This window comes from Roseibium sp. TrichSKD4 (genome assembly GCF_000148725.1).
In the GTDB taxonomy this organism is placed as follows: Bacteria; Pseudomonadota; Alphaproteobacteria; order Rhizobiales; family Stappiaceae; genus Roseibium.
The window spans coordinates 745,157-767,005 of the sequence record NZ_GL476319.1 but is presented as its reverse complement, the minus strand read 5'-3'; the positions used below and the strand labels follow the sequence as shown (position 1 = coordinate 767,005).

Genomic DNA, 21,849 nt, shown 5'->3' with positions numbered 1-21,849 from the left:
ATGACGGTTTTCTCACCGTTTCACCGATGGCGCACATTTGAGGGGCGTCCCTTTGCGAGACTTTCTGGTGTTCGTTGCCCTCCATCCAAACTAATTGGCCCGACCCTAGCTCATGTGGAAGATCCGATTGTTCTCTTGTGCTTCAAAACTAAAAACGTTACTAAATAACATAACATAAAAATTGATGGAGCCAGCCGTGGTTGATCGCCGTTTGCCAGTGACCGTCCTTTCCGGATTTTTGGGTGCCGGGAAAACAACTCTTTTAAACCAGATATTGAACAACCGCGAAGGTCTGCGTGTTGCCATCATCGTCAATGACATGTCTGAGGTGAATATTGATGCGGACCTGGTGAGAGCAGGTGGGGCGGAATTCAGCCAGACGGATGAAACGCTGGTTGAAATGTCCAACGGCTGCATTTGCTGCACTTTGCGGGATGATCTGTTAGTGGAAGTGCGCCGGCTCGCCGTAGAGCAGCGCTTTGATTATCTGCTCATTGAATCCACAGGTATTGCCGAACCGCTGCCTGTTGCAGCGACCTTTGAGTTTCGGGATGAGAACGGCCAAAGTCTATCGGATGTTGCCCGGCTGGATACGATGGTGACCGTGGTCGATACAGTGAACCTTCTGCAAGACTATTCCAGTCATGACTTTCTGTCTGATCGCGGGGAGACGCTGGGCGAAGAAGACGAGCGGACCCTCGTCCACTTGCTGACCGATCAAATGGAGTTTGCGGATATTGTGATCCTCAACAAGGTCAGCGCAGCGAGCCCATCTCAACTGGATGCCTCCCGCAAAATCGTTCGCAGTCTGAATTCGGATGCGAAGATCATCGAAACGGACTTTGGTCAAGTTGAGCCGAAGCGTGTTCTGGATACCGGCCTGTTCGATTTTGACAAGGCACACACCCATCCGCAATGGGCCAAGGAGCTTTATGGTTTTGCGGACCATGTTCCGGAAACCGAGGAATACGGAGTGCAGTCTTTTGTTTATCGGGCGCGGCGTCCCTTTGACCCAACAAAGATCCATGCCCTTTTAAATGGGCCGCTTCCCGGTGTCATTCGTGCAAAAGGGCATTTCTGGATCGCAACACGTCCGGATTTTGTGGCCGAGTTCTCGCTTGCCGGGGCGCTGTCCAGTGTTAGCCCTCTGGGCACGTGGTGGGCTTCTGTGCCGGAAGAACAATGGCCACAGGACCCGCGCGCCCGGGAATATGCAAAGTCGAATTGGGCAGAACCCTTTGGGGATCGCAGGCAGGAAATTGTCTTTATTGGAACAGGGATTGATTTGGCTTGGCTCACTGGCCAACTCAACAGCTGCCTTGTGCCGGAACTGGCTGGAAGTGATCTCTCAAGCTTTGCGTCCATGCCGGATCCCTTCCCGATCTGGAAACGCCATCAGGAGGCGGCATAATGCTGATGCAGGCAGATGCTGCGGCGTGCGATGTCGTCCGCGGCAATGAGCTTTCGATTTTGAATGCTATTGGCGACCCTGGCGTTGCCGCAGTTATTTGGCAACGCACTTTGGGTCCCGCCTTTGCCGATTGGCTGGCGGGTATTCCCCACAGCCAATTGCCGGAGATGCGCGCAATTGTGCATGTTGAGCAGTTGGAAAATGCCCTAACAGCTGCCTGCGAAAAATCAGGTTTGGAGGCTTCGGATTTCCAAAAGGCACTGGTGGCTGATCTGGCCTATTTGGCACGCGCTTTTTCAAAGCTCATGGGCGGTGAATTTGTTCGAATGCGGCTTGAAACGGCCTCTCTAACGACCTGCCCGAAATTCCACATCGACAAGGTGAAAGCGCGTCTCTTGTGCACATACAGGGGGCAGGGAACTGAGTATGTTCGCGATATCCACGCGGATATTGCATCTCGGCACCGGCAAGTGAAAACGGGCCAGGTTGCCTTGTTGCGCGGGTTGGACTTCCCGGCGCCGGAAAGCTGCGGCTTGCTGCATCGCTCACCGGTCATGGGGGACGGAGATTTGACGCGTCTTCTGCTTGTTCTGGATCCCGTTGAAGCGGGCTAGTTCGTGGTTTTTGGCTCTAATGCTTGCACGGCCTTGAACTCAGGCTGTGAGTGGATGTCATGAATCCGTTTGGTTTCGTTTGGCATCAAATCTAAAGGGCGTTGGAAATTGTGAGTCCCTTGCCGGGAGACACCATGAAAAGCCGTTGAGAAACGATACGTCGAGCAATAATCAAAAAGATGGAGCAAATTCGGCGCAATAATTGAAATTTTGGGTCTTGACCCTGTTGCGCCCGCTGACTAGTGTGCAGCGCATCGAAGGGTGGTGGGCCGCTGCCTTCGATCGGCGACCTCGCTGAAGAGTGGCGCCTGAGCTTAAGTATCTGGCCGGACAGGATGAAACGTCGCCATGCCGATGTCTATTCTTCTAGTGGTAGGAAAGCGCTCCATCGGAGCGGGATGACCCGTTCGGATCGCTGGCGCGCATGACAAGGCTCCTCAGGAGCCTTTTTTTGTAGCTCAGCCCCGAACTGTCTGATCTCTCCACCTTGCAGCACGTTTTCTCCCGTCCGACCGGCGCTTGGCTGCCATCGGCTCATGAGGACAGTTGAACGAGTAAAACGCCCAACAAGAAACGGGCAAACCCGAAGGAAGCACGAAATGACACGCGAAATGACCGGCGCAGAAATGGTCATCCAGGCGCTGAAGGATCAAGGTGTTGACACCATTTTTGGATATCCGGGCGGCGCTGTGCTTCCGATTTACGACGAAATCATTCAGCAGGAAGGCCTTGAGCACATTTTGGTGCGTCATGAGCAGGGCGCAGGACATGCCGCTGAAGGCTATGCGCGCTCTACCGGCAAACCGGGCGTTGTTCTGGTTACCTCCGGCCCCGGTGCGACCAACATGGTTACGGCGTTGACGGATGCCTTGCTGGACTCCATTCCGCTGGTCTGCATCACGGGGCAGGTTCCAACCCAGTTGATTGGGTCTGACGCGTTTCAAGAGTGTGACACGGTTGGCATCACCCGGCCTTGCACCAAGCACAACTGGCTGGTCAAAGACGTTGAGGATTTGCCGCGTATTCTGCACGAGGCGTTTTATGTCGCCACTTCCGGCCGTCCGGGTCCGGTTGTTGTCGACATTCCGAAAGACGTTCAGTTCGCCACCGGAACGTATCAAGGCCCGACTGTAAACCCGTCTGCTACGCACAAGTCTTACCGCCCGCAGTTGAAGGGGGATGCAGGCGCGCTGCGTCAGGTTGTTGAAATGATGGCGGCAGCCAAAAAGCCGGTGTTTTACACCGGCGGCGGCGTCATTAATTCCGGCCCGGAAGGGGCCCAATTGCTGCGCGAGCTCGTCAGCCTGACGGGCTTCCCGATCACCTCCACCTTGATGGGGCTGGGGGCGTATCCGGGGTCTGGCGACAATTGGCTGGGTATGCTGGGCATGCACGGGACCTATGAAGCCAATATGGCGATGCATGACTGTGACCTGATGATCAATATCGGGGCGCGGTTTGACGACCGCATCACAGGCCGAATTGATGCGTTTGCGCCGAACTCCCGCAAAATTCATATCGATATCGACCCGTCTTCGATCAACAAGATCGTCAAGGTGGACCTGCCAATCATCGGCGATGTTGCCCATGTTCTGGAAGATCTTGTCCGCATGTGGCGCACGTCATCTGCCAAAGCGGATGAAGCTGCGCTGAAGGCATGGTGGGCGGAGATTGACAGCTGGCGCGCGCGCAATTCGCTGGCCTATCGTCCGAATAACGATGTCATCATGCCGCAATACGCCATCCAGCGTCTTTACGAGCTGACCAAGGACCGGGAAACCTATATCTCAACCGAAGTTGGCCAGCACCAGATGTGGGCGGCCCAGTTTTATGGTTTCGACGCGCCAAACCGTTGGCTGACCTCTGGCGGTCTGGGCACCATGGGGTATGGCCTGCCAGCTGCCATTGGTGCGCAGGTTGCGCACCGTGATGCCCTTTGTATCGATATTGCCGGGGATGCCTCCATCCTGATGAATATTCAAGAGATGTCGACAGCGGTCCAATTCGGTCTGCCGGTCAAGGTGTTCATCTTGAACAATCAGTATATGGGCATGGTGCGTCAGTGGCAGCAGCTCTTGCATGGCAACCGCCTGTCTCACTCTTACACTGAGAGTCTGCCGGACTTCATCAAACTCGCTGAAGCATATGGGGGTGTTGGCTTTAGGGTCGACAAGCCGGGTGATCTGGACGGTGCCATTGAGCAAATGATTGCCGTCGACAAACCGGTCATTTTTGATTGCCGCGTCGCGAACCTCACCAATTGTTTCCCGATGATCCCGTCAGGCAAGGCGCATAACGAAATGCTGCTGCCGGATGAGGCGAACGACGAAGCTGTTGCCAACGCGATTGATGCGTCCGGCAAGGCGCTGGTTTGAGTTCACGGGACTGAAGGACAAGAACATGAACCCACAAAACCTCTCCGCCCCGTCTGCATATTTCCTGGCTGAAGTCAGCAATGAGCAGGAAACGCACACGCTCTCTGTTGTCGTTGACAACGAGCCGGGCGTGCTTGCCCGTGTGATCGGTCTGTTCTCCGGACGTGGCTACAATATCGACAGCCTCACCGTGTCTGAGACCGAACACGAAAAGCACCTGTCCCGGATCACCATAGTGACAACCGGTACGCCGATGATCATTGAGCAAATCCGCCACCAATTAGATCGTCTGGTGCCGGTACATAAGGTGACGGACCTGACCGTTGAGGCAAAAATAGCCAGCCAAGACAAGCCGTTGGAACGTGAATTGGCGCTTGTGAAGGTGGCTGGAACCGGCGAAAAGCGTCTGGAAGCCCTGCGCCTTGGCGAGGCCTTCCGCGCGACGGTGATTGACGCAACAACCGAGCATTTCGTTTTTGAGATCACCGGTCGCACCAACAAGGTCGAGCAGTTCATCTCCATCATGAAGCCGCTGGGCCTAACGGAAGTTTCCCGCACCGGCGTCGCCGCCGTCCAACGCGGCCCGGAAGGCATCTGAGGTTCTCTTGATGAGAATTCTGATCCCGGCCCAAGTGGCCGGGATTTTCATTGGCTTGAAGGGCATGCCCTTGAGAAAACTGCATACCTGCCATTCTGGACACTTGATTACTCAAGTTGCCTAGACGCGTCATGGGTTAACGCGTATACGACACCGGCGCCTGAGAGCGTCGGAGGCGGCGGTTTCAGGTTTGGTGCTTCCTCTGCGCCAGTTTCATCTTCTACCGACACCGGACAAAAGGTCTGCCGTCATGATCCACGGTCTCTCCCGGCCGAAAAACCAAATTCGCTGGCTCTTGCTTGAAGGCATTTCTCCAACGGCTCACGCTGTTCTGGATAAGGCTGGTTACGAGAATATAGAAGTGCTGTCGACAGCGCTCGACAAGGATGCCTTGATCGAGAAGCTGCAGGGCGTTCACATGCTCGGCATTCGATCTCGTACCCAAGTGACCGCAGAAGTGCTGGACGCAGCTCAAACGCTCGTCGGAGTGGGCTGTTTTTCAGTTGGCACCAATCAGGTGGATCTTGAGGCCGCTTTGATCCGGGGTGTTCCGGTCTTCAATGCGCCATTTTCCAACACGCGCTCGGTCGCCGAATTGACCGTTGCCGAAATTGTCATGCTGTTTCGTGGTGTGTTTCCGAAGTCATCAGCCGCTCACGAAGGGCGCTGGATGAAGACGGCTGTTGGCTCGCGGGAAGTGCGTGGCAAGACGCTGGGCATCGTCGGTTATGGAAACATCGGGACGCAGCTGTCCAACCTGGCCGAGGCCATGGGCTTGCGTGTGATTTATTATGATACCATCGACAAGCTTCAACACGGCAATGTCACGCCTGCCGAAAGCCTTGATGCTCTTTTGGAAGCATCAGACGTCGTGTCGCTCCATGTTCCGGACACACATGACACGCGGAACATGTTTGGCGCCGACCAGATTGCCAAGATGAAGAAGGGCGCGTTTTTGATCAACAACGCCCGCGGCAAGGTGATTGATATCGACGCTCTGGCGTCTGCTTTGAGAAGCGGTCATTTGGCTGGCGCCGCTATTGATGTTTTCCCAACTGAGCCGAAGTCGAACAAGGATGAGTTCATCAGCCCGTTGCGCGGTCTTGATAATGTAATCCTGACGCCGCATGTCGGTGGCTCGACTGAAGAAGCTCAGGCGCGGATTGGCGAAGAGGTATCCAAGCGTTTGGTTGAGTATTCCGATGTGGGCTCAACGCTCGGGGCAGTTTCGTTCCCGCAAGTTCAGCTTCCGAAAGGGACGGACGCCACTCGGTTCATTCAGGTGCACCATAATGCGCCGGGCGCAATGCGAACCCTCAATGATCTCTTCACGCGGCATGATCTGAACATCCATGCCCAGTTCATGCAGTCACACCAGGATATCGGCTACGTTGTTCTGGATGTCGACAGTGTTGTGGCTGACCCAGTTCAGATTCTTGAAGAAATTCGGGCGCTGCCGAATACGATCCGGGCACGGCTCCTTAACAGGGTTTGACGCGGGGCGGGTAACGTGGACGTAATGCTGCAAAGCAAAGTCGCACCATTTTTCCGATGGTGCGGCTTTTGTTTTAAATTCTGATTTTCTTACGCTGTAACTTTTGCTCTATAGTTTTGCGCCAGTACCGAAATAGTTACCTGATGAAATACATAGTGCTTTTGTAGATTAAATTGCTTTCTCTTTGGCTCTAAACCTAGCGTTGCTTTTGGCCGCTATTTTTTGAAACACCAACGGCATATGAAATATCTGCTAATGGTTGTGTTTTGTTTGTTTTTCTATCATTTGTTTTGATTTTTGCGAGTTTGTTTTCTTACGACCTAAAAAAATACATCGAAGTGCTACTAGTTGTTTTGAAATCTATTTTGCATTTTAGATTTACTCTATAGGTAATTGTAATCATTTTTTTATATCTCTTTCACTAAACATTAACCCCCCTAAAGTCAGTCTATAGTCACCTTTAACAAGGGTGATAGTTATGAGAGTACTTCGTGTTGGTCTATTGATCGCATTTGGTGCGCTGGCTGGGTCAGTGCAGACTTACGCATCGCAAAGTGAGCTAACTGTCGTTGGCACTGGCGATGGTCTGGAAATGTTGCGCGAAATCGGCGCAGGTTTTTCCTCAAAAAACCCAGAAGTGAAACTTTCCATTCCGCCTAGTATCGGCTCGGGTGGTGGCATTGCTGCAGTGAGTTCTGATGAAGAACGTTTGGCGCGGGTTGCGCGGCCGCTGAAGGAAAGCGAGCAACAAGCGGGGCTAGAATACAGGCCCTTTGCGAAGATACCGAGTGCATTCTTCGTCAACCCCTCGGTTGGGTTAAGCGCTATCACTGCAGAAGACCTCTATCGGGTTTACTCCGGTGAGGTGCGCAACTGGGCTGAATTGGGCGGAGCTGATCTTCGGGTTCGTCTGGTGCGCCGTGAAGATGCAGACAGCACCTTGAAGGTCTTGCGGGCATCGATGCCGGGCTGGGATGTTCTTGAAATCAGCCCTCGGTCGAAAACGGCTGTGACCACCCAGGAAGCCATTGAAACCGCTCGTTCTGTGAAAGGGGCGATTGCTTTTGGTCCGTACTCGCGTTTGCTGGAGCAGGGACTGTCGGTTCTTAAGATCGACGGTTTCCATCCGACAAGTGAGGACTACCCGAGCGCTGTCACACTCGCGTTGATCTACAAGGATCAACAAATGAATGATCAAATGAAGGCATTCATTGACTACGCTTCATCTGATGAAGCTCGCGAGTTGATTACAAATTATGGCGGCGTCGCCATCGGCAACTGAGTTGGTCTTGATGTTCCGCCACAATTCAATCCTTTGGCATTATACCTACGGGGCGGTTTTTACTGCCCTGCTGGCCTTTGCCGGTTTGATAACCGTGGTGGCCTATCAGATGGAGCACGGTCTGAGAGAGCAAGAAGCAAAGCTTGCTCAACTCTCGGAAAAAGCCCTTCTTGAAACGCTCGCAGCCGATGTTGATCTGGCTGCAGCTCGACTTAACTTCCAGTTTGGCGACCATTTGAGGCGAATTGAAGCGTTGTCTTTGCGTACGGATACGCAAACTGCTTTGGAGTCGCGAAATGTCGTAGCAATGTCTGAGCTGCTTGGCCCTGCAGCTAAAACGGCTGATGTCGACAGCATTTTAGTTTTAGACAATCGCGGGCATGTAATTGGTGCCTCATCTTATGAAGCCGATCTCGTTGCTATAGGAACAACCCTTGGAAATTTGTCCTTTATGAAGGACGTGATGCTCTCAATGGAGGAGAGCTTTCCAGGTGAAAAACAAACTTTCTCTAGACTTCTTCCGGTCGCCCAAACCTCCGCATTCGCGCCTAGTGAGCATCAAAATGCGATGTCTGAGGTCATCTTTGTTCCGGTTTTTGACGATTTTGGAGATGTGATCGGTGGCCTCCTGGCCCAGCGATGGTTCCGCAAGAAGGAACAGATTCTCGTTGATCTGGCAAAGATCAACGGGTTTGAAATTGCAGTCGTTTTCGACGGGCGAGTGATTTCGAGCGCTGGAATGACAAGCGGCGTTCTTGATGGGAGAACGGCAAGTCTGTCTGGCTATATAAAATCGTCGGGTGGGCACATTGTGAAGTGCGGCCGCCCAATCCAAATGTTTGAGCTCTGTGCGCTCAAACCGACAAAATATCTCACGGAAACACAAAATCAGCTGACCGAAATTGGACGCGAAGAAGGTGGGAAACTACTCAAATGGCTGATCTTCATCGGATTCTCCGCTCTTTTGGCCTTTGCAGCTGTTGCCTATTTGCTGGCTCGGCAGGTGACGCGACCTCTGACAAATATCACCAGAGCCTTGTCGGGCATTGCTGGTGGCGACTTCGAAGGTGATGTTGCCGGCACCGGCCGACATGATGAAGTCGGTGACATTGCCCGATCTGTTGTTCTCTTGCAGCGGTCTGTGAAGGAGCGTGATGCGCTTCGTGTTCGCGTTCATGAGAAAAACCGGACGCTCAAGGCTCAGGAGACCAAACTGCGCGACCAGAACATGTTGTTCGACGCGGCCTTGAACAATATGTCCCACGGCCTTTGCATGTTCGATGCGACCGGCAAATTGATTGTGTCCAACCGCCGATATGGTGAACTGTTCGGGCACAAGGACGATCAGGTTCAGCCTGGCATGACCGCTTCGCAGTTGGAGGCGCTCCAAGACGGCACCGAGATTTCTGGTCATGAGCTGCAGGGCGAACGCCATTCTACGGACAATGGCGATCTGCTTGTCAGCACGTCCATGTTGAAATTGCCGTCAGACAGAATTGTTCTGAAAACCAATCAGCCCCTTGTTGATGGCGGGTGGATTGAGATTTCGGAAGATATTACCGAGCGACAGGAGGCACGGGATCGCCTTGCGTTCCTTGCTCGCCATGACCCTCTGACACATTTGCCAAATCGTGTTGAGTTCCTTGAACACATGGAAGCCTTGCTGTCGCGCCGACGCAAGAAGGGCGGCGAGTTTGCAATCCTCTGCCTAGATCTAGATGAATTCAAGGTCGTCAACGACTCCCTCGGACACCCGGTCGGAGATGAATTGCTCAGGCAGGTCGGAATTCGATTGACTGAAATCACGGAAAATGACGAACTCGTCGTACGTTTGGGCGGCGATGAATTTGCTGTGGTGACGGAGCTTCCTGTTGATCGCCAATCAGTTGATGAGCTTGCGCGCTGTATCATCAGTCAATTGTCGCAGCCTTTCCAACTGGCTGATCACCAAGTCACGGTTGGTACGAGTATCGGCATCGCATTTGCCGAAAATGATGACCTTGTTGCAGATGACTTGTTCAAACAGGCGGACCTTGCGCTCTACAAAGCCAAGGATGATGGCCGGAAAACCCACCGGTATTTTGAGCCGCATATGAGTGAGGCTGTTAGCGAGCGGCAGGCGCTGCTTAATGCCCTACGCGACGCGATAGCGCATAACCAGCTCGAGTTGCACTACCAGCCGCAATTCGAGATGGAAAACTTCCAAGTATGTGGTTTTGAAGCTCTGTTGCGCTGGCATCATCCAGAACGTGGCATGGTGTCACCCGCTGACTTCATTCCGCTGGCGGAAGAGACTGGCTTGATTGTTCCAATTGGCGCTTGGGTGCTGCGCGAAGCGTGTATGCAGGCTGCCAAGTGGCCGTCTGACATCCGGGTTGCAGTGAACCTGTCTCCACGCCAGCTCAAGGTAGCTGGCTTTGGTGCCGAACTCGTTGGCGCATTGGCCTCTTCTGGTCTTAATCCGCGCCGTCTGGAGTTGGAGGTGACGGAAGGGGTTCTGCTTCAAGACTCAGAAGAAGTCCTCTCCATATTGCGACAGGCGAAGTCTCTTGGGGTTCGTGTGTCGATGGATGACTTTGGAACGGGATATTCCTCGCTCAGTTACCTGCGCAGCTTCCCGTTCGATAAAATCAAGATTGATCAGACCTTCGTCAGGTCAATGGGCGATTCCGAAGAAGCGGTGGCGATTGTCCGAACAGTCATTGAGCTTGCGAAAAGCCTGAAGATGACGACAACTGCCGAGGGCGTAGAAACACGTGAGATGCTCGACATTCTCAAGGAGATTGGGTGTACGGACGTCCAAGGGTTCTATTTTGGACGACCAATGCCGCTAGCCAACACGCTTGAGCTCATTGGTGAGCATTTCCCCGAAAGCCACCACGCCGTAAGTGCCTAAGAGACCGTAGCTTTTTCATAAACCCAAGCTGATCTTGAATACTCAAACCCCTGAGTGACCAGATCTTGGTGTCCTGTCAATTCTGATCGGGATCTTGAGGTGGTGGTGAGAAGGGTGATTTCAATTTGCTGAAGAACGAGCTTACTAAGCCTGAAAGGGAGGAGCTCTTTTCGGCCACAAAGAAGGGGTCGGCATAGAACGTTGCCCCAGCCATGCGGGCGACTTGTCTAGTCGCCTCAACGTGCGACGGGGCTCCTGCAGAATAGACCACATGATCTTCGGTTAGGCCTTGTATAAGCTCATATGGGCGTTCGGTAAGTACTTGTGCTCCGTCTCCGTCGCTCGCGGTGACCAAGACATCAACACCTCTGTTTCGTAACCAGCGGATAGCCTCTTTCATGTAGAGGCCTTCGGTTTCCCGCGCGCCCACGATCATTTTCAACTCTCGGCTTGGCTGGCCCAAGACTGCAGAGACAGCAATCGCCCAAATGGGGGCAAATCCTGTTCCCGTAGAGGTTAAAAGCATGGGTTCGGGTTGGTTTCGGATAAATCCGTTTCCAAATGGGCCTTTGATTTTGACATCGTGCCCAGGCTTTATCTTGTTGTTGAATTGCGATGAGACGATGCTGTTTGGATAAATTTTGATGTGAAACAGAAGCACGTCTTCTTCGGCATCGAGTGCCAGTGGTGTTGTTGGGCTGTAATCCCTGGATGGAAATCCAGCAAAAGTTGCGCGGATGTATTGACCTGCAAGCCAGGTAAATTTCTTTTCCATCCGAACGCGAACTTCCAGATAGCCCGGGGAAATGTCCCTGATCGTTTCCACCTTGCCTTTGATAGTTGAAACAAGAGGGACTGGGTCAAAGGTGATTTCAGCATCGCCTTGTAGAACAGATAAGCAGCCTAGAACTGTTCCTTTCTCGGCTGTGCCAATATCATCAATCTCGCCGCTTACTACGCGAACACGGCACGTTTCACAGGTTCCTGTGCAGCAGTCATGCGGGAGGACTATGCGTCCTCCCAATGCGGCTTCTACAAGAGTGTCACCGACATTTGCCTGAATTTCCTCTCCATTGACTGTAAAGGTGCATCGGCTTCCAGACATAATGCGACTTCCTGCGGTTCGTGGGCGAGTGGTTTAGTTCATAACCAGCTTGATGGGCCGGGAGTGACGTGTGTGGCGGGTTTGGTTGTGATCAAAGACCGACACATACATGAACAAGCCATCTTCCATTGCAAGATCCTGTTTGTGGCCTGTGTCGATATCGCGAACAACTTCCAAGGTCCACCAACCGTCATTCCATTTTGCTCCGCTGACGAGGTCGGCACGACTGCCCTCATAAGAACCGGTAATCAACACACCAGGAATTACAGTGCCAACAGGGATTTCGGCGTCGACTTCTTCGGAGTATGGGATCGATTCATTGTCGAACATCCACCATTGGGACCCGGCTGTGTCAGATACGTCGATGGAAAGGTTGATTTCCCCCATCTTGGCGTTGATGGCTTTGAAATCAGCGGGTAGGCGGCGTACGTCGACTGTGCCTGTATAATCGCTCCCCGGCTTCTTTTTGTAATTGTAAACGTAGAAGGATTTGCCTTCATCAGCCGCATATCCTGCGCTGTAGCGCTTCGTTCCTGCCCGTTGAGCTTCATTGGCATCCTTCGGTGGACCAAAATACATGTCGTCTACGCGGCCGAGCATTCCGCCGCGAGAGGCTTTCCATTGCCAAACGTCCATCAGACTTCCATCGGTCATATAGTGAAGGCCGCGCTTGTGGAATGTCTCTGGTTGGTCAGCAAGAGGTTTTGGGCCCATGTGAGTGGAGCCGCCGCCGCCGTAGGCGTCTGACTTGCCGAAAGCAACCGAGAATTTGTCTTCGTAAAACTCTGTTTCGTCGGATAAATTCCCGCGGTTGTTTAGCATCCGCCAGCCTTCTTCGGTCTTTTGCAACGGGTGGCGTTTAAGTGAACGGGTGTTGTCTTCCCAGCGGAAAGCGAAGGCTATCTTGTCTCCTATCTGGACGGCACGGACTTCAACATCGGATTCGCCTGTGTCATCAAGGTCAACGCCTTGGTTTGTGGTGACCGTGGTGACACGTGCTTGACGCCAAATGTCGTCGGTTAGTTCGCCGTCAAGCGTTGGAAGACTGTCGCCGGAAGCAACGATAACCTGATCTCGCGTTCCGATATCCAATGCATAAACGCCGGCCATGATAATCGCACCCAAGGCCAGTGACTTTGCCAAAGGGTAAGTTGCCATTCCGGGCACCTGACGGAGTCCGGTTGGGCGGAAGAGCCGCAGCAGTTCCTGAAGGCCGCCATACATGTAGTGCAAGACAACGTGCACAAATGTGTAGCCGAACACAAACAGGGCCGAGATGTAGTGAACATCAACCCAAAGGCCACCCTTACCAATATAAAGGAGGATGCCGGTCACGGTCAGCACGATAATGGATACAAAGAGCATCCAGTAGCTGATCACGTTAATAGCCGAGATCTTCATTTTTCGGTTGGCGTGTTGTGTGATCACGCTGGCCTTTTGCGCCGAAATCCGGCGCATCAAACGAGCAAGGGACATATAGGCCGTGTAGGAAAAAATTAGCCCCAACACGAACAAGGCAGAGAGGAAATGCCATGTCCAAATTTCGCCTTGCGGCAAGATGGGTTCAAAAAGTGGGCTGAACCATGCCCCTTCGGCGTCCGATGAAAGCCGCAGGCCGGTCACAAGGCTCGCGAAAACCGCGATAGTCAGCGTCCAGTGCAGAATAATTGTTCCTAAGTCGCTTCGGACGCCGGGTTTGGTATTTGCTCCGGTCGTCTGTTGACGCTGTTGCTTAGGGTCCGTTTGAAATTTGGTTTCAGTTCTTTCGAGTGTCGAATCTGACGTATTCTCAGTCAAAATAAAATCTCCCCCGCTTACTCAGTCGTTTGGAGTTCGCTGTCGGATGCTGCAGCAATTACCATTGAGTAAAATCGCGAGGTAAGGAAAACCTATTTTCAAGAAAAAGAAAAGGATTTACATTGATTGCATATTGCTTTATGTGCAATTTTTACGTTAATAATATTTACTCTATGTAATATTCGTCATAATCATTTAACATGAGGAGTATATTATCTAGATTTTTCTACATATTTTTTTTATTGATAGTAGTTTTATGTAAAAAAAGTTATTCACAAAATACAGAAATTCGACGATTCTCTATATTTATTCATGGTAATTTTTTTGAGTCATGATTTATTTGGGTTCTGAAATGTTAAATGATTATATTTCTCTGGAGTTGATATTGATTTTTTGATGTATTCTGTTCTTTTGTTATTGTTGTGTGTTTTTCAATAGCTCGGAAGTCGCTAGTATTTGTAATTTTCTTTCTGGTTCGCTTTAAACTTCTATTCGTCAGTTCTTTTCTGTTTGTTTCTATTTGGAGAATTCATTGTCGATGACTGGGTGAGATTTCATTTGGTATCAAGTTCTTTCACGGGATCACCATAAATTATAGGTCAATCATTGAACTAAGGCGTCGCCATTCGTCGTACTGGAAGTATTGTCTTTTTTTAGTATGGTTACGATCCTTAACGAGGGCGCTGGTTATTTGGTGTCACTTGGGTATTGAATGTGGGAGAATGAAATGGCTGCGGTGCCACCGGTATGTGAGTTTGGTCGGAAGGCTGCTGATTTCTCCTTGCCTGGAACAGACGGGCAACCCCATAGCTTGTCGGATATTGCAGGGCCTAACGGCACTTTGGTGATGTTCATCTGCAATCATTGTCCCTATGTCGTCGCCGTTCTTGATCGCATTTTGCGCGATGCACGAGATTTACAAGCGCTTGGCGTTGGAGTGGTGGCGATCAGCTCCAACGATGCAGAGGCATATCCTCAGGACAGTTTTGAGAAGATGATAGACCTTGCTGAACGCGAGGCGTTTCCGTTCCCATATCTTTATGACCGGGATCAAAGTGTTGCACGGGCGTATGATGCCGTGTGCACGCCTGACTTCTTCGGCTTTAACAATGCGCTTGAACTTCAGTACCGTGGCCGTCTGGACGCCTCACGTAAGGAAACTGCCGCAGATGATGTGCGGAGGGATCTGTTTGACGCGATGAAACAGGTGGCTGAAACGGGGAAGGGGCCGGAAGAGCAAATTCCTTCAATGGGCTGTTCCATCAAATGGCGTGAGGCTTAGAGTCAGTCACCTAGGGCTGATTGTTATCCGGATCCCGAACCTTTTCTTGTTTCTCTAAAAACTAAATGACAGGCGGTTTTTAGGACCGAAAATGTTGTCTGAAGGTGCTGCTATTCCCTGATTTCTCGGGGGGTTAGGAGAGCCTGACTTCCGGTTAGAATGTTCTTGTTTTGATCTTTTTAGGTCATCGCCACATGTACAGGCATGTCCTGTAACTGCCTCTTAAATAAGGGTTTTTCTTCTCTTTGGCCTTAGATCAAAATCTCTTGTGAAGTTTTCTGGCGAATAAAAACACAACCAAAAAGGGAAAATTTTCATATTACATTTTTTGACGTCTTCTTGGTTAACAAGCAGGTGCGGGCAAGATGGGACTGGGAGGCGAGCGGTGTCTGAGGAGAAGGCGATCAAGCAATATATGGCCATGCCGTCAGTCGGCCTCTGGATGAGCTGGATTGAAGATGGCGCTGTTTTGCGTCGCCGTGCGCTCCGTTTGACGAAAGGCAATCGAGAGGAGGCGGAGGATCTTCAGTCTGCGACCCTTACCAAGGCTGTCACGCATGTCGAACGCCACGACACAGAAGTTCGAGAGCCGCGAGCCTTTCTGCTCTTTGCGCTGAAAAATGAATATATTAGCCGATTTCGGAAATTAACATGTGAGCGGCAGGTGCGGGATTTTAGAGCCGATATCTACCAGGATCATTCTGCCTCTTTGATGGCCCCGGAACCGGATCAGGAAGACGTGCTTGGAAACAGGGACCGCCTGAAACACTTGCTCAAGCTGGTGTCTGGAATGCCCGACGACGTTCAGGCGATCTTTCATTTGCGGTTCTGTGAGGATTGTTCCTACCGGGAAATTGCAAGTCGATTGAGTATATCCGAGGCATTGGCGCGCAAGCGGGTCCAGCATTTGAGACAACACTTGAAATCCGTTTTGGAGCGCGAGGCAGAGATGGGCGTTAGAGCGCGTCCACAGTTGTCACAAGTGGGGTTTTAGGGCGTCCATTCATATGCCTCCTGCAACGTAATTCGGCTGCACTAATCGGCGCTGCCCCCAACACTAAAGGAATGGAAAAACAATGGCTGATGCAGTGAATGCCCAAGTCACAGACGCTGTGACCCAAACAAATGTGAAAGTTGTTGCTGAAGCACCGGCTCAGGTGATTGCCAGTCTATATCAGGTGGCCAGCCATGCCTCAGGTCTTTCCATTCAAAATGCGGTGCACAGTCAGCAGGCAATGAATCAGGTCACAACTGCAGTTGTGTCCAAGACATGCCAATTGATCATGGATATTGGCGAAAGCAAGTAACGTAAGGCGGGAGGTTCGAAATGGGACTGTTTAAACGCGCCAACAAATCCAGCGAGGATAGCGGTGCTGCACCTAAAGGGGATCCAACCTTGTCTCGTGATGCTTCCGGGCGGCTCAAGCCAAAGGCCGGGGCGCAACAGTCAGCTGCGCACAAGGCTGGAAGTGATGGACCAGCATCCGCGAAAACGCCACAAACGCAGCCTGTGAAACCTGCGCCAGACACATCTGCCTTGAATCCAAAGATCGTGCAGTCTGTTCAGATGAGCAACACGGAGACTGCGAGTTACAATCAGGAACTGGCCACGAGCCCGCCGGAAATGATGGTTGGGCAGGTTACGGCTCTCGCGGTTCAAGATGCGCAGAACTACATGAACGCAATCATGCAGATCGCTGTTGCCGCGCAGGCTGTTGCCATCAAGAAGGCCGCCGAAGGTCCTATCCAGGAGGCGGAGCAAATTCCCTTTCTTTCGCAGATTCAGGGCATCGTGGATCATGCGGTCAAAGTATATGGCTCGGTTAGTGAGACGGCTGGGACGTCATCCAAAACCATATTTTCCGATCTGAAATCCTGAGGGGGTAGAGCAGGGAGCTGGGCTGATGGCGAACAAAGATAGTGCTTCGGGGGATCATACCGCCTCAGGAGACGCCACGGATATTTTGGCACCGTTCAAAAGCCTTCCTGAAAAGAAGCGGAAACGCACTTTGAAAGAAGCGGTCGATGACCTGCCACAGCGGGATCAGAATATTCTGAACGAAGAAATTCGGCGGATTGCTGGCAACCGCTGATCTTTGAATAAGGCGCGTTGCATCAGGCGGCGCAAAGAAAACAGGCGATCAAGGGCCGCGAAGATGCAAAGGCAATCCGCTTTTGCAAATGCCTCTGCCTACTCAAGTTTCAAAACCTCTTGAAGGATCATCACCATGCCCCAAACCCTCAGCTCGATTTGCGAAAACCTAGATGTGCTGATCCTCGAAACAGCGCAGGAATACTGTCTGAGTGCTCAGAGCGGTGTGATCGGCGATGAAGGCGAGACACTGAGTGAAGAGGTCGTCGAACGCAAGGTTTGCGAGGAGCGTTATACGAAACTTGGTTTGTTGCTCAATCTGGTTCGGGCGCGTGCGGTTCTGCACGGGGCAGGTCGGCAATCAGGTGAGGAGGATCGAATTGCGCAAAGTGGTGAAACCACCAGCGGAGAAGCAACTGTTCTTCCGATTTTGATCGAAGTGTCCTGCAAAGTGGCGCCGAGCCAAACCGCTCAACCGGAAAACCAGCCAGAAACAAGAGGGCAGGCAAGGCGCTGCGGCCGCTGTGATGTTCCGCAGCGGGACTGGAACAGCATCTATCGGGAAAAGGATTGCTCCAGCGAAGCTGAACGGTACCACATTTCGATCACCGAAGTCGCTGAGCGTTCTGAAGCAGGCGAAACGGAAATTGTTGACGTCTCAGTTGAAAAGGAGATCTCTAGTCATGGACGAGCCGGAAAAAGAAACATCAAAAGGCGCACGAAACGACGACCCGAATGAGGCGGCGGGGAAGACCGGAGCGGCAGCGCAAACAGCCAGCTCAGCTTCAACAGGTGGACATGCTAAGACATCGCCGACGATTACCTTGCAGGATTTGCTGGAGAGCAGTCAGAAAACTGCTTCGTTGCAACAGTCCTTCAAATCAACCTACCAAAATCTGCCCACTGTTTTGGAGATCGCCGGGCAGATCCTGAAGAAGAAGAATGAGGGTGACGCAGCCCTGAATGAGGGGATGAAAGTCGTCGAGAATGTCCTGCAAGAAGCCAATGAAAAGGCAGATGTTCTTTCGCAAGACTTGCAAAAGCATATGGAGCTTTTGAAGTCGGCACTTCACGACAAGGATACCCTGATAGATTTGATGAAGTCAGGGTCAAAGGGAACTGATGTTAGGCCGAATGCTGGCCCATCCAACCAGAACGCTTCTTCTTTGGGAGGAGGGATTGCTGATCCAAAAATTGCTTATCAGCTGTACCTGCTCATGGGGAATGTTCAGTCGATGGTGGCGCGTGAGGTGGAAAATCAACTCTCACAACTGCGCGCTCAAGCAGAGAAAATGATGCAGCAGGGCAAATAGCCCTGCTGTTTTTCTTTTTGAAAAGCTTAAATAAAATAGATATTTAGCATCACACAGTTCAAGCTGCAGCGTCCTTCTAAATGCAAAGGGTTGGCAGGTTGCTAAACAGCTATCAAGGAGAACGCAAGATGCCAGATCCCACTACAGTGAACCCGATGATTACCGATGCCGTGACCCAGTCCAACGTGAAGGTCGTTGGTGAGTCCCCGGCCATGGCGCTCAGCACAATTTATCAGTCGATGGCTCATTCGACTGGCATTTTGTTTGAAAATGCCGTTGCCGCCCAGCAGCAACAAAACACGCTGGCTCAGGCCGCAGCCAACCAGGGCGTCATGCAGATTTACAGCGTGGACACGATGGCTGGCGCTGGTGCGACTGAAAAGGTGGGGCAGACGGGGGTGGCCGACAACCTCACGGGCCTGTTGACCGTTCTGAACGCATTCAACTCCGGCGGTCGTTAATCTGGTTTCTGGTTTTGGATCGTTTGATTGGTGCTTCGCTTCGGTGATCCTGAGCGGAGCGCCTTTCTTTTGGTCAGCGCTGTTTCATCTAGAATCCATCCAGATAAGCCACTCCTGTCACAAATCGTCGGCGGCTGCGTCTTCAAAACTGTGAAGGGCCGGTGAGGACCGGTTCAGCCTCAAGGAGAATGGAATATGCCCGATCCGTCTACAGTCAGCCCGATGATCACGGATGCTGTGACCCAATCCAATGTGAAAGTTGTCGCCGAGTCGCCAGCCATGGCGATCAGCACACTGTATCAGTCCATGGCTCATTCAACCGGTATTCTGTTTGAAAATGGTGTAGCGGCACAACAGCAGCAAAACACTTTGTCTCAAGCTGCTGCCAACCAGGGTGTCATGCAAATCTACAGCCTCGATTCGATGGCTGGTGCCGGTGCTACCGAAAAAGTTGGTCAGACCGGCGTTGCAGACAATCTGTCAGGTCTATTGACTGTGCTGAATGCGTTCAATTCCGGCGGGCGCTAGGGTCGCACTCTTGCTCGGTCAACACCTTGTGCCTTGTTCCGCGCTTGCGGGGCAGGGCATTTTGCCACTTCGGACTGAAGACGCTCGATAACTTGGCGCCTCCGGGGAACTGCGGACTTCTCAAAGGAGGTTAGTTGCCTGTATAGAAGGCGGTCTTGTCCCTCTTGATGAAAACCACGATACGCTCATATGTCCGACTTCCTCGTTGCCGCCTTTTACAAGTTTGCCTCTCTTGATGACTATGAGGCGATGCGTGATCCGCTGAAAGCTTTTTGCCAGGAGCAAAATGTGCGCGGCTGCGTTCTTCTGGCCAAGGAAGGGATTAACGGCACGATCTGTGGTCCTGAAGAAGGTGTCCGCGCCGTACTGGAACGCATCCGCGCTGATGAGCGTCTTGCCGATCTGGAACACAAGGAAGCCTGGGCTCACCGCCATGTTTACAAGAAGATCCGGGTGCGCCTGAAGCAGGAGATTGTCCGTCTTGCGATTGATGATATCGATCCAAATGATACCGTCGGCACTTATGTGAAGCCGGAAGACTGGAACGAACTGATATCAGACCCTGATGTTGTGGTCATTGATACTCGCAATGATTATGAGTTCGCCTTCGGCACATTTGAAAATGCGGTCAATCCAGTGACAGAAGCTTTTCGCGATTTCCCTCAGTGGGTCCACCAGCAGGATAATCTTCTGAAGAAAAAGCCAAAAGTGGCCATGTTCTGCACCGGTGGTATTCGCTGTGAGAAGGCAACGGCCTGGATGCTGAAAAACGGCTATGACGATGTTTATCACCTTCAGGGCGGTATCTTGAATTATCTGGAGAAGGTGCCAGAGGAAAAGAGCCTCTGGAAGGGCGAGTGCTTCGTTTTTGATGATCGGGTCAGCGTCGACCACAAGCTGCAACCACGCTGGGGTGAGTGGGTTCCTGAAGAAGCAAAAGCGATTATAAATAAGGATACGGACTACGAGCACGAGTAGTTTCCTGCTTCTGTTCGCATCAAGGCTTTAACTTCTTGTTAACTTTTTCTACTCTGTCCGGAGTGCTTTAGTATTTCGGGTGGAGTGGGGTTATGCGTTTTCGCTTTTTATCAATTGGGTTCGCCATCGTTCTGAGTTCAGGCATGGTTTCGCAGGCATTTGCAGGTGGACAGCCTCTGTCATGTTATGAACAGGCAGTCGTTCCAGCCGCATATAAGGTGGTGCAAAAGCGGGTTCTTGTGCAGCCGGAGCGACGCCGACTTGTCAAAACACCTGCAGTCTACGGATACCAAAAGCGCCGGGTTTTGGTGCAGCCCGAGCGAATTACCTATCGCAAGACGGCTCCGGTCTATCAAAAGCGTCATCGCAAGGTCATAGTGCAACCTGCCCGAACAGGATGGGAATACCAGATGCGCAAAGGTCGCAAGATATTGTGCAAGGTTCAGTATCCGGCGGTTTACCAGACCGTTGCGGAGACTGTGCTGGTGAAACCGGCTGGCAAGGTCAAGGTTCGCCAACCAGCCATCTTTAGTACAGTCAATCAAAAGGTGTTGGTTCGTCCAGCTTCAAGCCACTATGTAACGGAACCGGCGGTCTACTCCTTCGTCAAGGAACATGTGAAGGTTCGGGACGCGCAAACAGTATGGCGCCCCATCTCTTCTAAATGTGCCAAGTGAACGATGACTGTCTTATCGATTAGGCCGTTTTAAACCGGTGGGTGGGCATGCCTTTTACGCCGTGTCCTTCCACCAGAAACAATCCGCCGGAAAGTTTATCTTCATTTGGAGCGGTTGGGTCTGCAGGTGGTTTCAAGCTTGTCACGACCAGTTGGTCCAGGTTCGGTCCGCAAAAGCACGGCATTGTTGGTTTGGGAACTGGCATTGCGGTTGCTAATTTCAAGCTGCCATCTGGCGCAAAGCAATTCAGCAGGCCTGCGGACACACCTGCGCTCCAGTAATTGCCATCAGTATCCACTGTTGCGCCGTCAGGGCGACCGGTTTCGTTTGTTTGTTGGGCAAACAGCATTTTTGCGCCAAGGGCTCCGGTTGCCGGATCAAAAGCATAAGCTTCAATCCAGCCGGGGCTGGAATCGGCGTGATACATGGTGGTTCCGTCTGGAGCCCATGCGAGGCCGTTGGAAACCTGTAGCCCGTCCCGGATCTCATCAACATCGCCATTTGCATCCACACGATAAAGGCGGGCGATCGGTTCGCGCGGTGAGCTGGTATCCATTGTTCCAACCCAATAAGCACCGTCCGGCCCTATTTTCCCGTCGTTGAGGCGGGTCTGGGGCAAATCCGTTTCCACTTCTGCCAAGGTCGATTGGGTGCCGGTTTTTGGGTCGAACAGAACGATGCGATCCCAAACAGACACAATCAGTCGGTCATCGTCGGTTAATCCAAACGACCCGACCTCGTTATCGAATGTCCAGGACGTTATTTGGCGGGTTGCCCATTCCATTGAGTGAATGGTTCGGCCTTGAATGTCGGCCCATAGTAGCCGCTCTGATCTATCGTCCCATGTCGGACATTCGGCGAGTTGGTAAGTTGCGTCTAAAAACGGCGTAACTGAGAGGGACACCCTTGGTCGTTCCTTAAAAAATCAAATGTTTCGGCGAGACT

General features: G+C 52.0%; 21 protein-coding genes. 18 read left to right on the top strand and 3 right to left on the bottom strand.

Going from position 1 to position 21,849, the window contains the following annotated elements; genetic code table 11:
• The first annotated feature begins 196 nt into the window (after positions 1 to 196).
• The 7 genes from TRICHSKD4_RS19885 to TRICHSKD4_RS19850 all read left to right on the top strand — a co-directional run bounded on the left by TRICHSKD4_RS19885 (position 197) and on the right by TRICHSKD4_RS19850 (position 10,671).
• On the top strand, positions 197 to 1,411 hold the full coding sequence (locus TRICHSKD4_RS19885) for a GTP-binding protein (protein WP_009468738.1): 1,215 nt from the start codon (positions 197 to 199) through the stop codon (positions 1,409 to 1,411).
• Complete coding sequence (locus TRICHSKD4_RS19880; protein WP_009468737.1) at positions 1,411 to 2,025, top strand: DUF1826 domain-containing protein; 615 nt, start codon at positions 1,411 to 1,413, stop codon at positions 2,023 to 2,025. Before TRICHSKD4_RS19885 ends, TRICHSKD4_RS19880 begins: the two co-directional genes overlap by 1 nt.
• A 599-nt stretch (positions 2,026 to 2,624) precedes the next feature.
• Positions 2,625 to 4,400 carry an acetolactate synthase 3 large subunit gene (locus TRICHSKD4_RS19870; protein WP_009468734.1) on the top strand — a complete coding sequence of 592 codons (1,776 nt, stop codon included), beginning with the start codon at positions 2,625 to 2,627 and terminating at the stop codon, positions 4,398 to 4,400.
• Between the two features lie 25 nt (positions 4,401 to 4,425).
• Positions 4,426 to 4,998 (top strand): acetolactate synthase small subunit, encoded by a 573-nt coding sequence (gene ilvN / locus TRICHSKD4_RS19865; protein ID WP_009468733.1) that lies wholly within the window; start codon positions 4,426 to 4,428, stop codon positions 4,996 to 4,998.
• Between the two features lie 250 nt (positions 4,999 to 5,248).
• Positions 5,249 to 6,493, top strand: a complete 1,245-nt coding sequence (gene serA, locus TRICHSKD4_RS19860) for a phosphoglycerate dehydrogenase (protein ID WP_040617123.1) — start codon at positions 5,249 to 5,251, stop codon at positions 6,491 to 6,493.
• A gap of 478 nt (positions 6,494 to 6,971) precedes the next feature.
• Positions 6,972 to 7,775 (top strand): PstS family phosphate ABC transporter substrate-binding protein, encoded by an 804-nt coding sequence (locus TRICHSKD4_RS19855; RefSeq protein WP_009468730.1) that lies wholly within the window; start codon positions 6,972 to 6,974, stop codon positions 7,773 to 7,775.
• Positions 7,750 to 10,671 (top strand): bifunctional diguanylate cyclase/phosphodiesterase, encoded by a 2,922-nt coding sequence (locus TRICHSKD4_RS19850; RefSeq protein WP_208993139.1) that lies wholly within the window; start codon positions 7,750 to 7,752, stop codon positions 10,669 to 10,671. The genes TRICHSKD4_RS19855 and TRICHSKD4_RS19850 overlap by 26 nt, the downstream gene beginning before the upstream one ends.
• Before the next feature lie 76 nt (positions 10,672 to 10,747).
• On the opposite strand, the gene TRICHSKD4_RS19845 is transcribed toward TRICHSKD4_RS19850, so the two are convergent.
• A complete protein-coding gene (locus tag TRICHSKD4_RS19845; protein ID WP_009468728.1) occupies positions 10,748 to 11,776 on the bottom strand; it encodes a 2Fe-2S iron-sulfur cluster-binding protein in 1,029 nt (342 codons plus the stop codon).
• Between the two features lie 33 nt (positions 11,777 to 11,809).
• Positions 11,810 to 13,573 carry an ethylbenzene dehydrogenase-related protein gene (locus tag TRICHSKD4_RS19840; protein WP_009468727.1) on the bottom strand — a complete coding sequence of 588 codons (1,764 nt, stop codon included), beginning with the start codon at positions 13,571 to 13,573 and terminating at the stop codon, positions 11,810 to 11,812.
• Positions 13,574 to 14,300: 727 nt separating this feature from the next.
• Here TRICHSKD4_RS19840 and TRICHSKD4_RS19835 point away from each other — a divergent pair.
• The 11 genes from TRICHSKD4_RS19835 (at position 14,301) to TRICHSKD4_RS19785 (ending at position 20,904) form a co-directional block, all read left to right on the top strand.
• Entirely contained in the window at positions 14,301 to 14,855 is a 555-nt protein-coding gene (locus tag TRICHSKD4_RS19835) for a thioredoxin family protein (protein ID WP_009468726.1), read from the top strand.
• A 385-nt stretch (positions 14,856 to 15,240) separates the two neighbouring features.
• Complete coding sequence (locus TRICHSKD4_RS19830) at positions 15,241 to 15,849, top strand: RNA polymerase sigma factor (protein WP_009468725.1); 609 nt, start codon at positions 15,241 to 15,243, stop codon at positions 15,847 to 15,849.
• An 82-nt stretch (positions 15,850 to 15,931) separates the two neighbouring features.
• Positions 15,932 to 16,162: a RebB family R body protein gene (locus tag TRICHSKD4_RS19825; RefSeq protein WP_009468724.1), complete on the top strand. Its 231-nt coding sequence runs from the start codon at positions 15,932 to 15,934 to the stop codon at positions 16,160 to 16,162.
• 20 nt (positions 16,163 to 16,182) lie between these two features.
• A complete protein-coding gene (locus TRICHSKD4_RS28430; RefSeq protein WP_009468723.1) occupies positions 16,183 to 16,734 on the top strand; it encodes a hypothetical protein in 552 nt (183 codons plus the stop codon).
• A gap of 25 nt (positions 16,735 to 16,759) precedes the next feature.
• The gene (locus TRICHSKD4_RS19815) at positions 16,760 to 16,948 is read left to right on the top strand and encodes a hypothetical protein (protein ID WP_009468722.1); all 189 of its coding nucleotides are present in this window, start codon (positions 16,760 to 16,762) and stop codon (positions 16,946 to 16,948) included.
• 135 nt (positions 16,949 to 17,083) lie between these two features.
• On the top strand, positions 17,084 to 17,686 hold the full coding sequence (locus tag TRICHSKD4_RS19810) for a hypothetical protein (protein WP_009468721.1): 603 nt from the start codon (positions 17,084 to 17,086) through the stop codon (positions 17,684 to 17,686).
• On the top strand, positions 17,631 to 18,260 hold the full coding sequence (locus TRICHSKD4_RS19805) for a hypothetical protein (protein WP_040617122.1): 630 nt from the start codon (positions 17,631 to 17,633) through the stop codon (positions 18,258 to 18,260). Before TRICHSKD4_RS19810 ends, TRICHSKD4_RS19805 begins: the two co-directional genes overlap by 56 nt.
• Positions 18,261 to 18,388: 128 nt before the next feature.
• Entirely contained in the window at positions 18,389 to 18,721 is a 333-nt protein-coding gene (locus TRICHSKD4_RS19800; protein ID WP_009468719.1) for a RebB family R body protein, read from the top strand.
• 195 nt (positions 18,722 to 18,916) lie between these two features.
• A complete protein-coding gene (locus TRICHSKD4_RS19795) occupies positions 18,917 to 19,249 on the top strand; it encodes a RebB family R body protein (protein ID WP_009468717.1) in 333 nt (110 codons plus the stop codon).
• Positions 19,250 to 19,438: 189 nt separating this feature from the next.
• Positions 19,439 to 20,227 (top strand): rhodanese-related sulfurtransferase, encoded by a 789-nt coding sequence (locus TRICHSKD4_RS19790; protein WP_009468716.1) that lies wholly within the window; start codon positions 19,439 to 19,441, stop codon positions 20,225 to 20,227.
• A gap of 92 nt (positions 20,228 to 20,319) precedes the next feature.
• Positions 20,320 to 20,904: a hypothetical protein gene (locus TRICHSKD4_RS19785; RefSeq protein ID WP_009468715.1), complete on the top strand. Its 585-nt coding sequence runs from the start codon at positions 20,320 to 20,322 to the stop codon at positions 20,902 to 20,904.
• Between the two features lie 19 nt (positions 20,905 to 20,923).
• Here the strand turns inward: TRICHSKD4_RS19785 and TRICHSKD4_RS19780 are convergent, their stop codons facing one another.
• Positions 20,924 to 21,808: an SMP-30/gluconolactonase/LRE family protein gene (locus tag TRICHSKD4_RS19780; protein WP_009468714.1), complete on the bottom strand. Its 885-nt coding sequence runs from the start codon at positions 21,806 to 21,808 to the stop codon at positions 20,924 to 20,926.
• Positions 21,809 to 21,849 lie beyond the last annotated feature (41 nt).

Coding starts and splice junctions, on each gene's coding strand:
- TRICHSKD4_RS19880 (WP_009468737.1), top strand. CDS start 1,411: ATGCTGATGCAGGCAGATGCTGCGGCGTGCGATGTCGTCCGCGGCAAT.
- TRICHSKD4_RS19870 (WP_009468734.1), top strand. CDS start 2,625: ATGACACGCGAAATGACCGGCGCAGAAATGGTCATCCAGGCGCTGAAG.
- ilvN (WP_009468733.1), top strand. CDS start 4,426: ATGAACCCACAAAACCTCTCCGCCCCGTCTGCATATTTCCTGGCTGAA.
- serA (WP_040617123.1), top strand. CDS start 5,249: ATGATCCACGGTCTCTCCCGGCCGAAAAACCAAATTCGCTGGCTCTTG.
- TRICHSKD4_RS19855 (WP_009468730.1), top strand. CDS start 6,972: ATGAGAGTACTTCGTGTTGGTCTATTGATCGCATTTGGTGCGCTGGCT.
- TRICHSKD4_RS19850 (WP_208993139.1), top strand. CDS start 7,750: ATGGCGGCGTCGCCATCGGCAACTGAGTTGGTCTTGATGTTCCGCCAC.
- TRICHSKD4_RS19845 (WP_009468728.1), bottom strand. CDS start 11,776: ATGTCTGGAAGCCGATGCACCTTTACAGTCAATGGAGAGGAAATTCAG.
- TRICHSKD4_RS19835 (WP_009468726.1), top strand. CDS start 14,301: ATGGCTGCGGTGCCACCGGTATGTGAGTTTGGTCGGAAGGCTGCTGAT.
- TRICHSKD4_RS19825 (WP_009468724.1), top strand. CDS start 15,932: ATGGCTGATGCAGTGAATGCCCAAGTCACAGACGCTGTGACCCAAACA.
- TRICHSKD4_RS28430 (WP_009468723.1), top strand. CDS start 16,183: ATGGGACTGTTTAAACGCGCCAACAAATCCAGCGAGGATAGCGGTGCT.
- TRICHSKD4_RS19815 (WP_009468722.1), top strand. CDS start 16,760: ATGGCGAACAAAGATAGTGCTTCGGGGGATCATACCGCCTCAGGAGAC.
- TRICHSKD4_RS19810 (WP_009468721.1), top strand. CDS start 17,084: ATGCCCCAAACCCTCAGCTCGATTTGCGAAAACCTAGATGTGCTGATC.
- TRICHSKD4_RS19805 (WP_040617122.1), top strand. CDS start 17,631: ATGGACGAGCCGGAAAAAGAAACATCAAAAGGCGCACGAAACGACGAC.
- TRICHSKD4_RS19800 (WP_009468719.1), top strand. CDS start 18,389: ATGCCAGATCCCACTACAGTGAACCCGATGATTACCGATGCCGTGACC.
- TRICHSKD4_RS19795 (WP_009468717.1), top strand. CDS start 18,917: ATGCCCGATCCGTCTACAGTCAGCCCGATGATCACGGATGCTGTGACC.
- TRICHSKD4_RS19790 (WP_009468716.1), top strand. CDS start 19,439: ATGTCCGACTTCCTCGTTGCCGCCTTTTACAAGTTTGCCTCTCTTGAT.
- TRICHSKD4_RS19785 (WP_009468715.1), top strand. CDS start 20,320: ATGCGTTTTCGCTTTTTATCAATTGGGTTCGCCATCGTTCTGAGTTCA.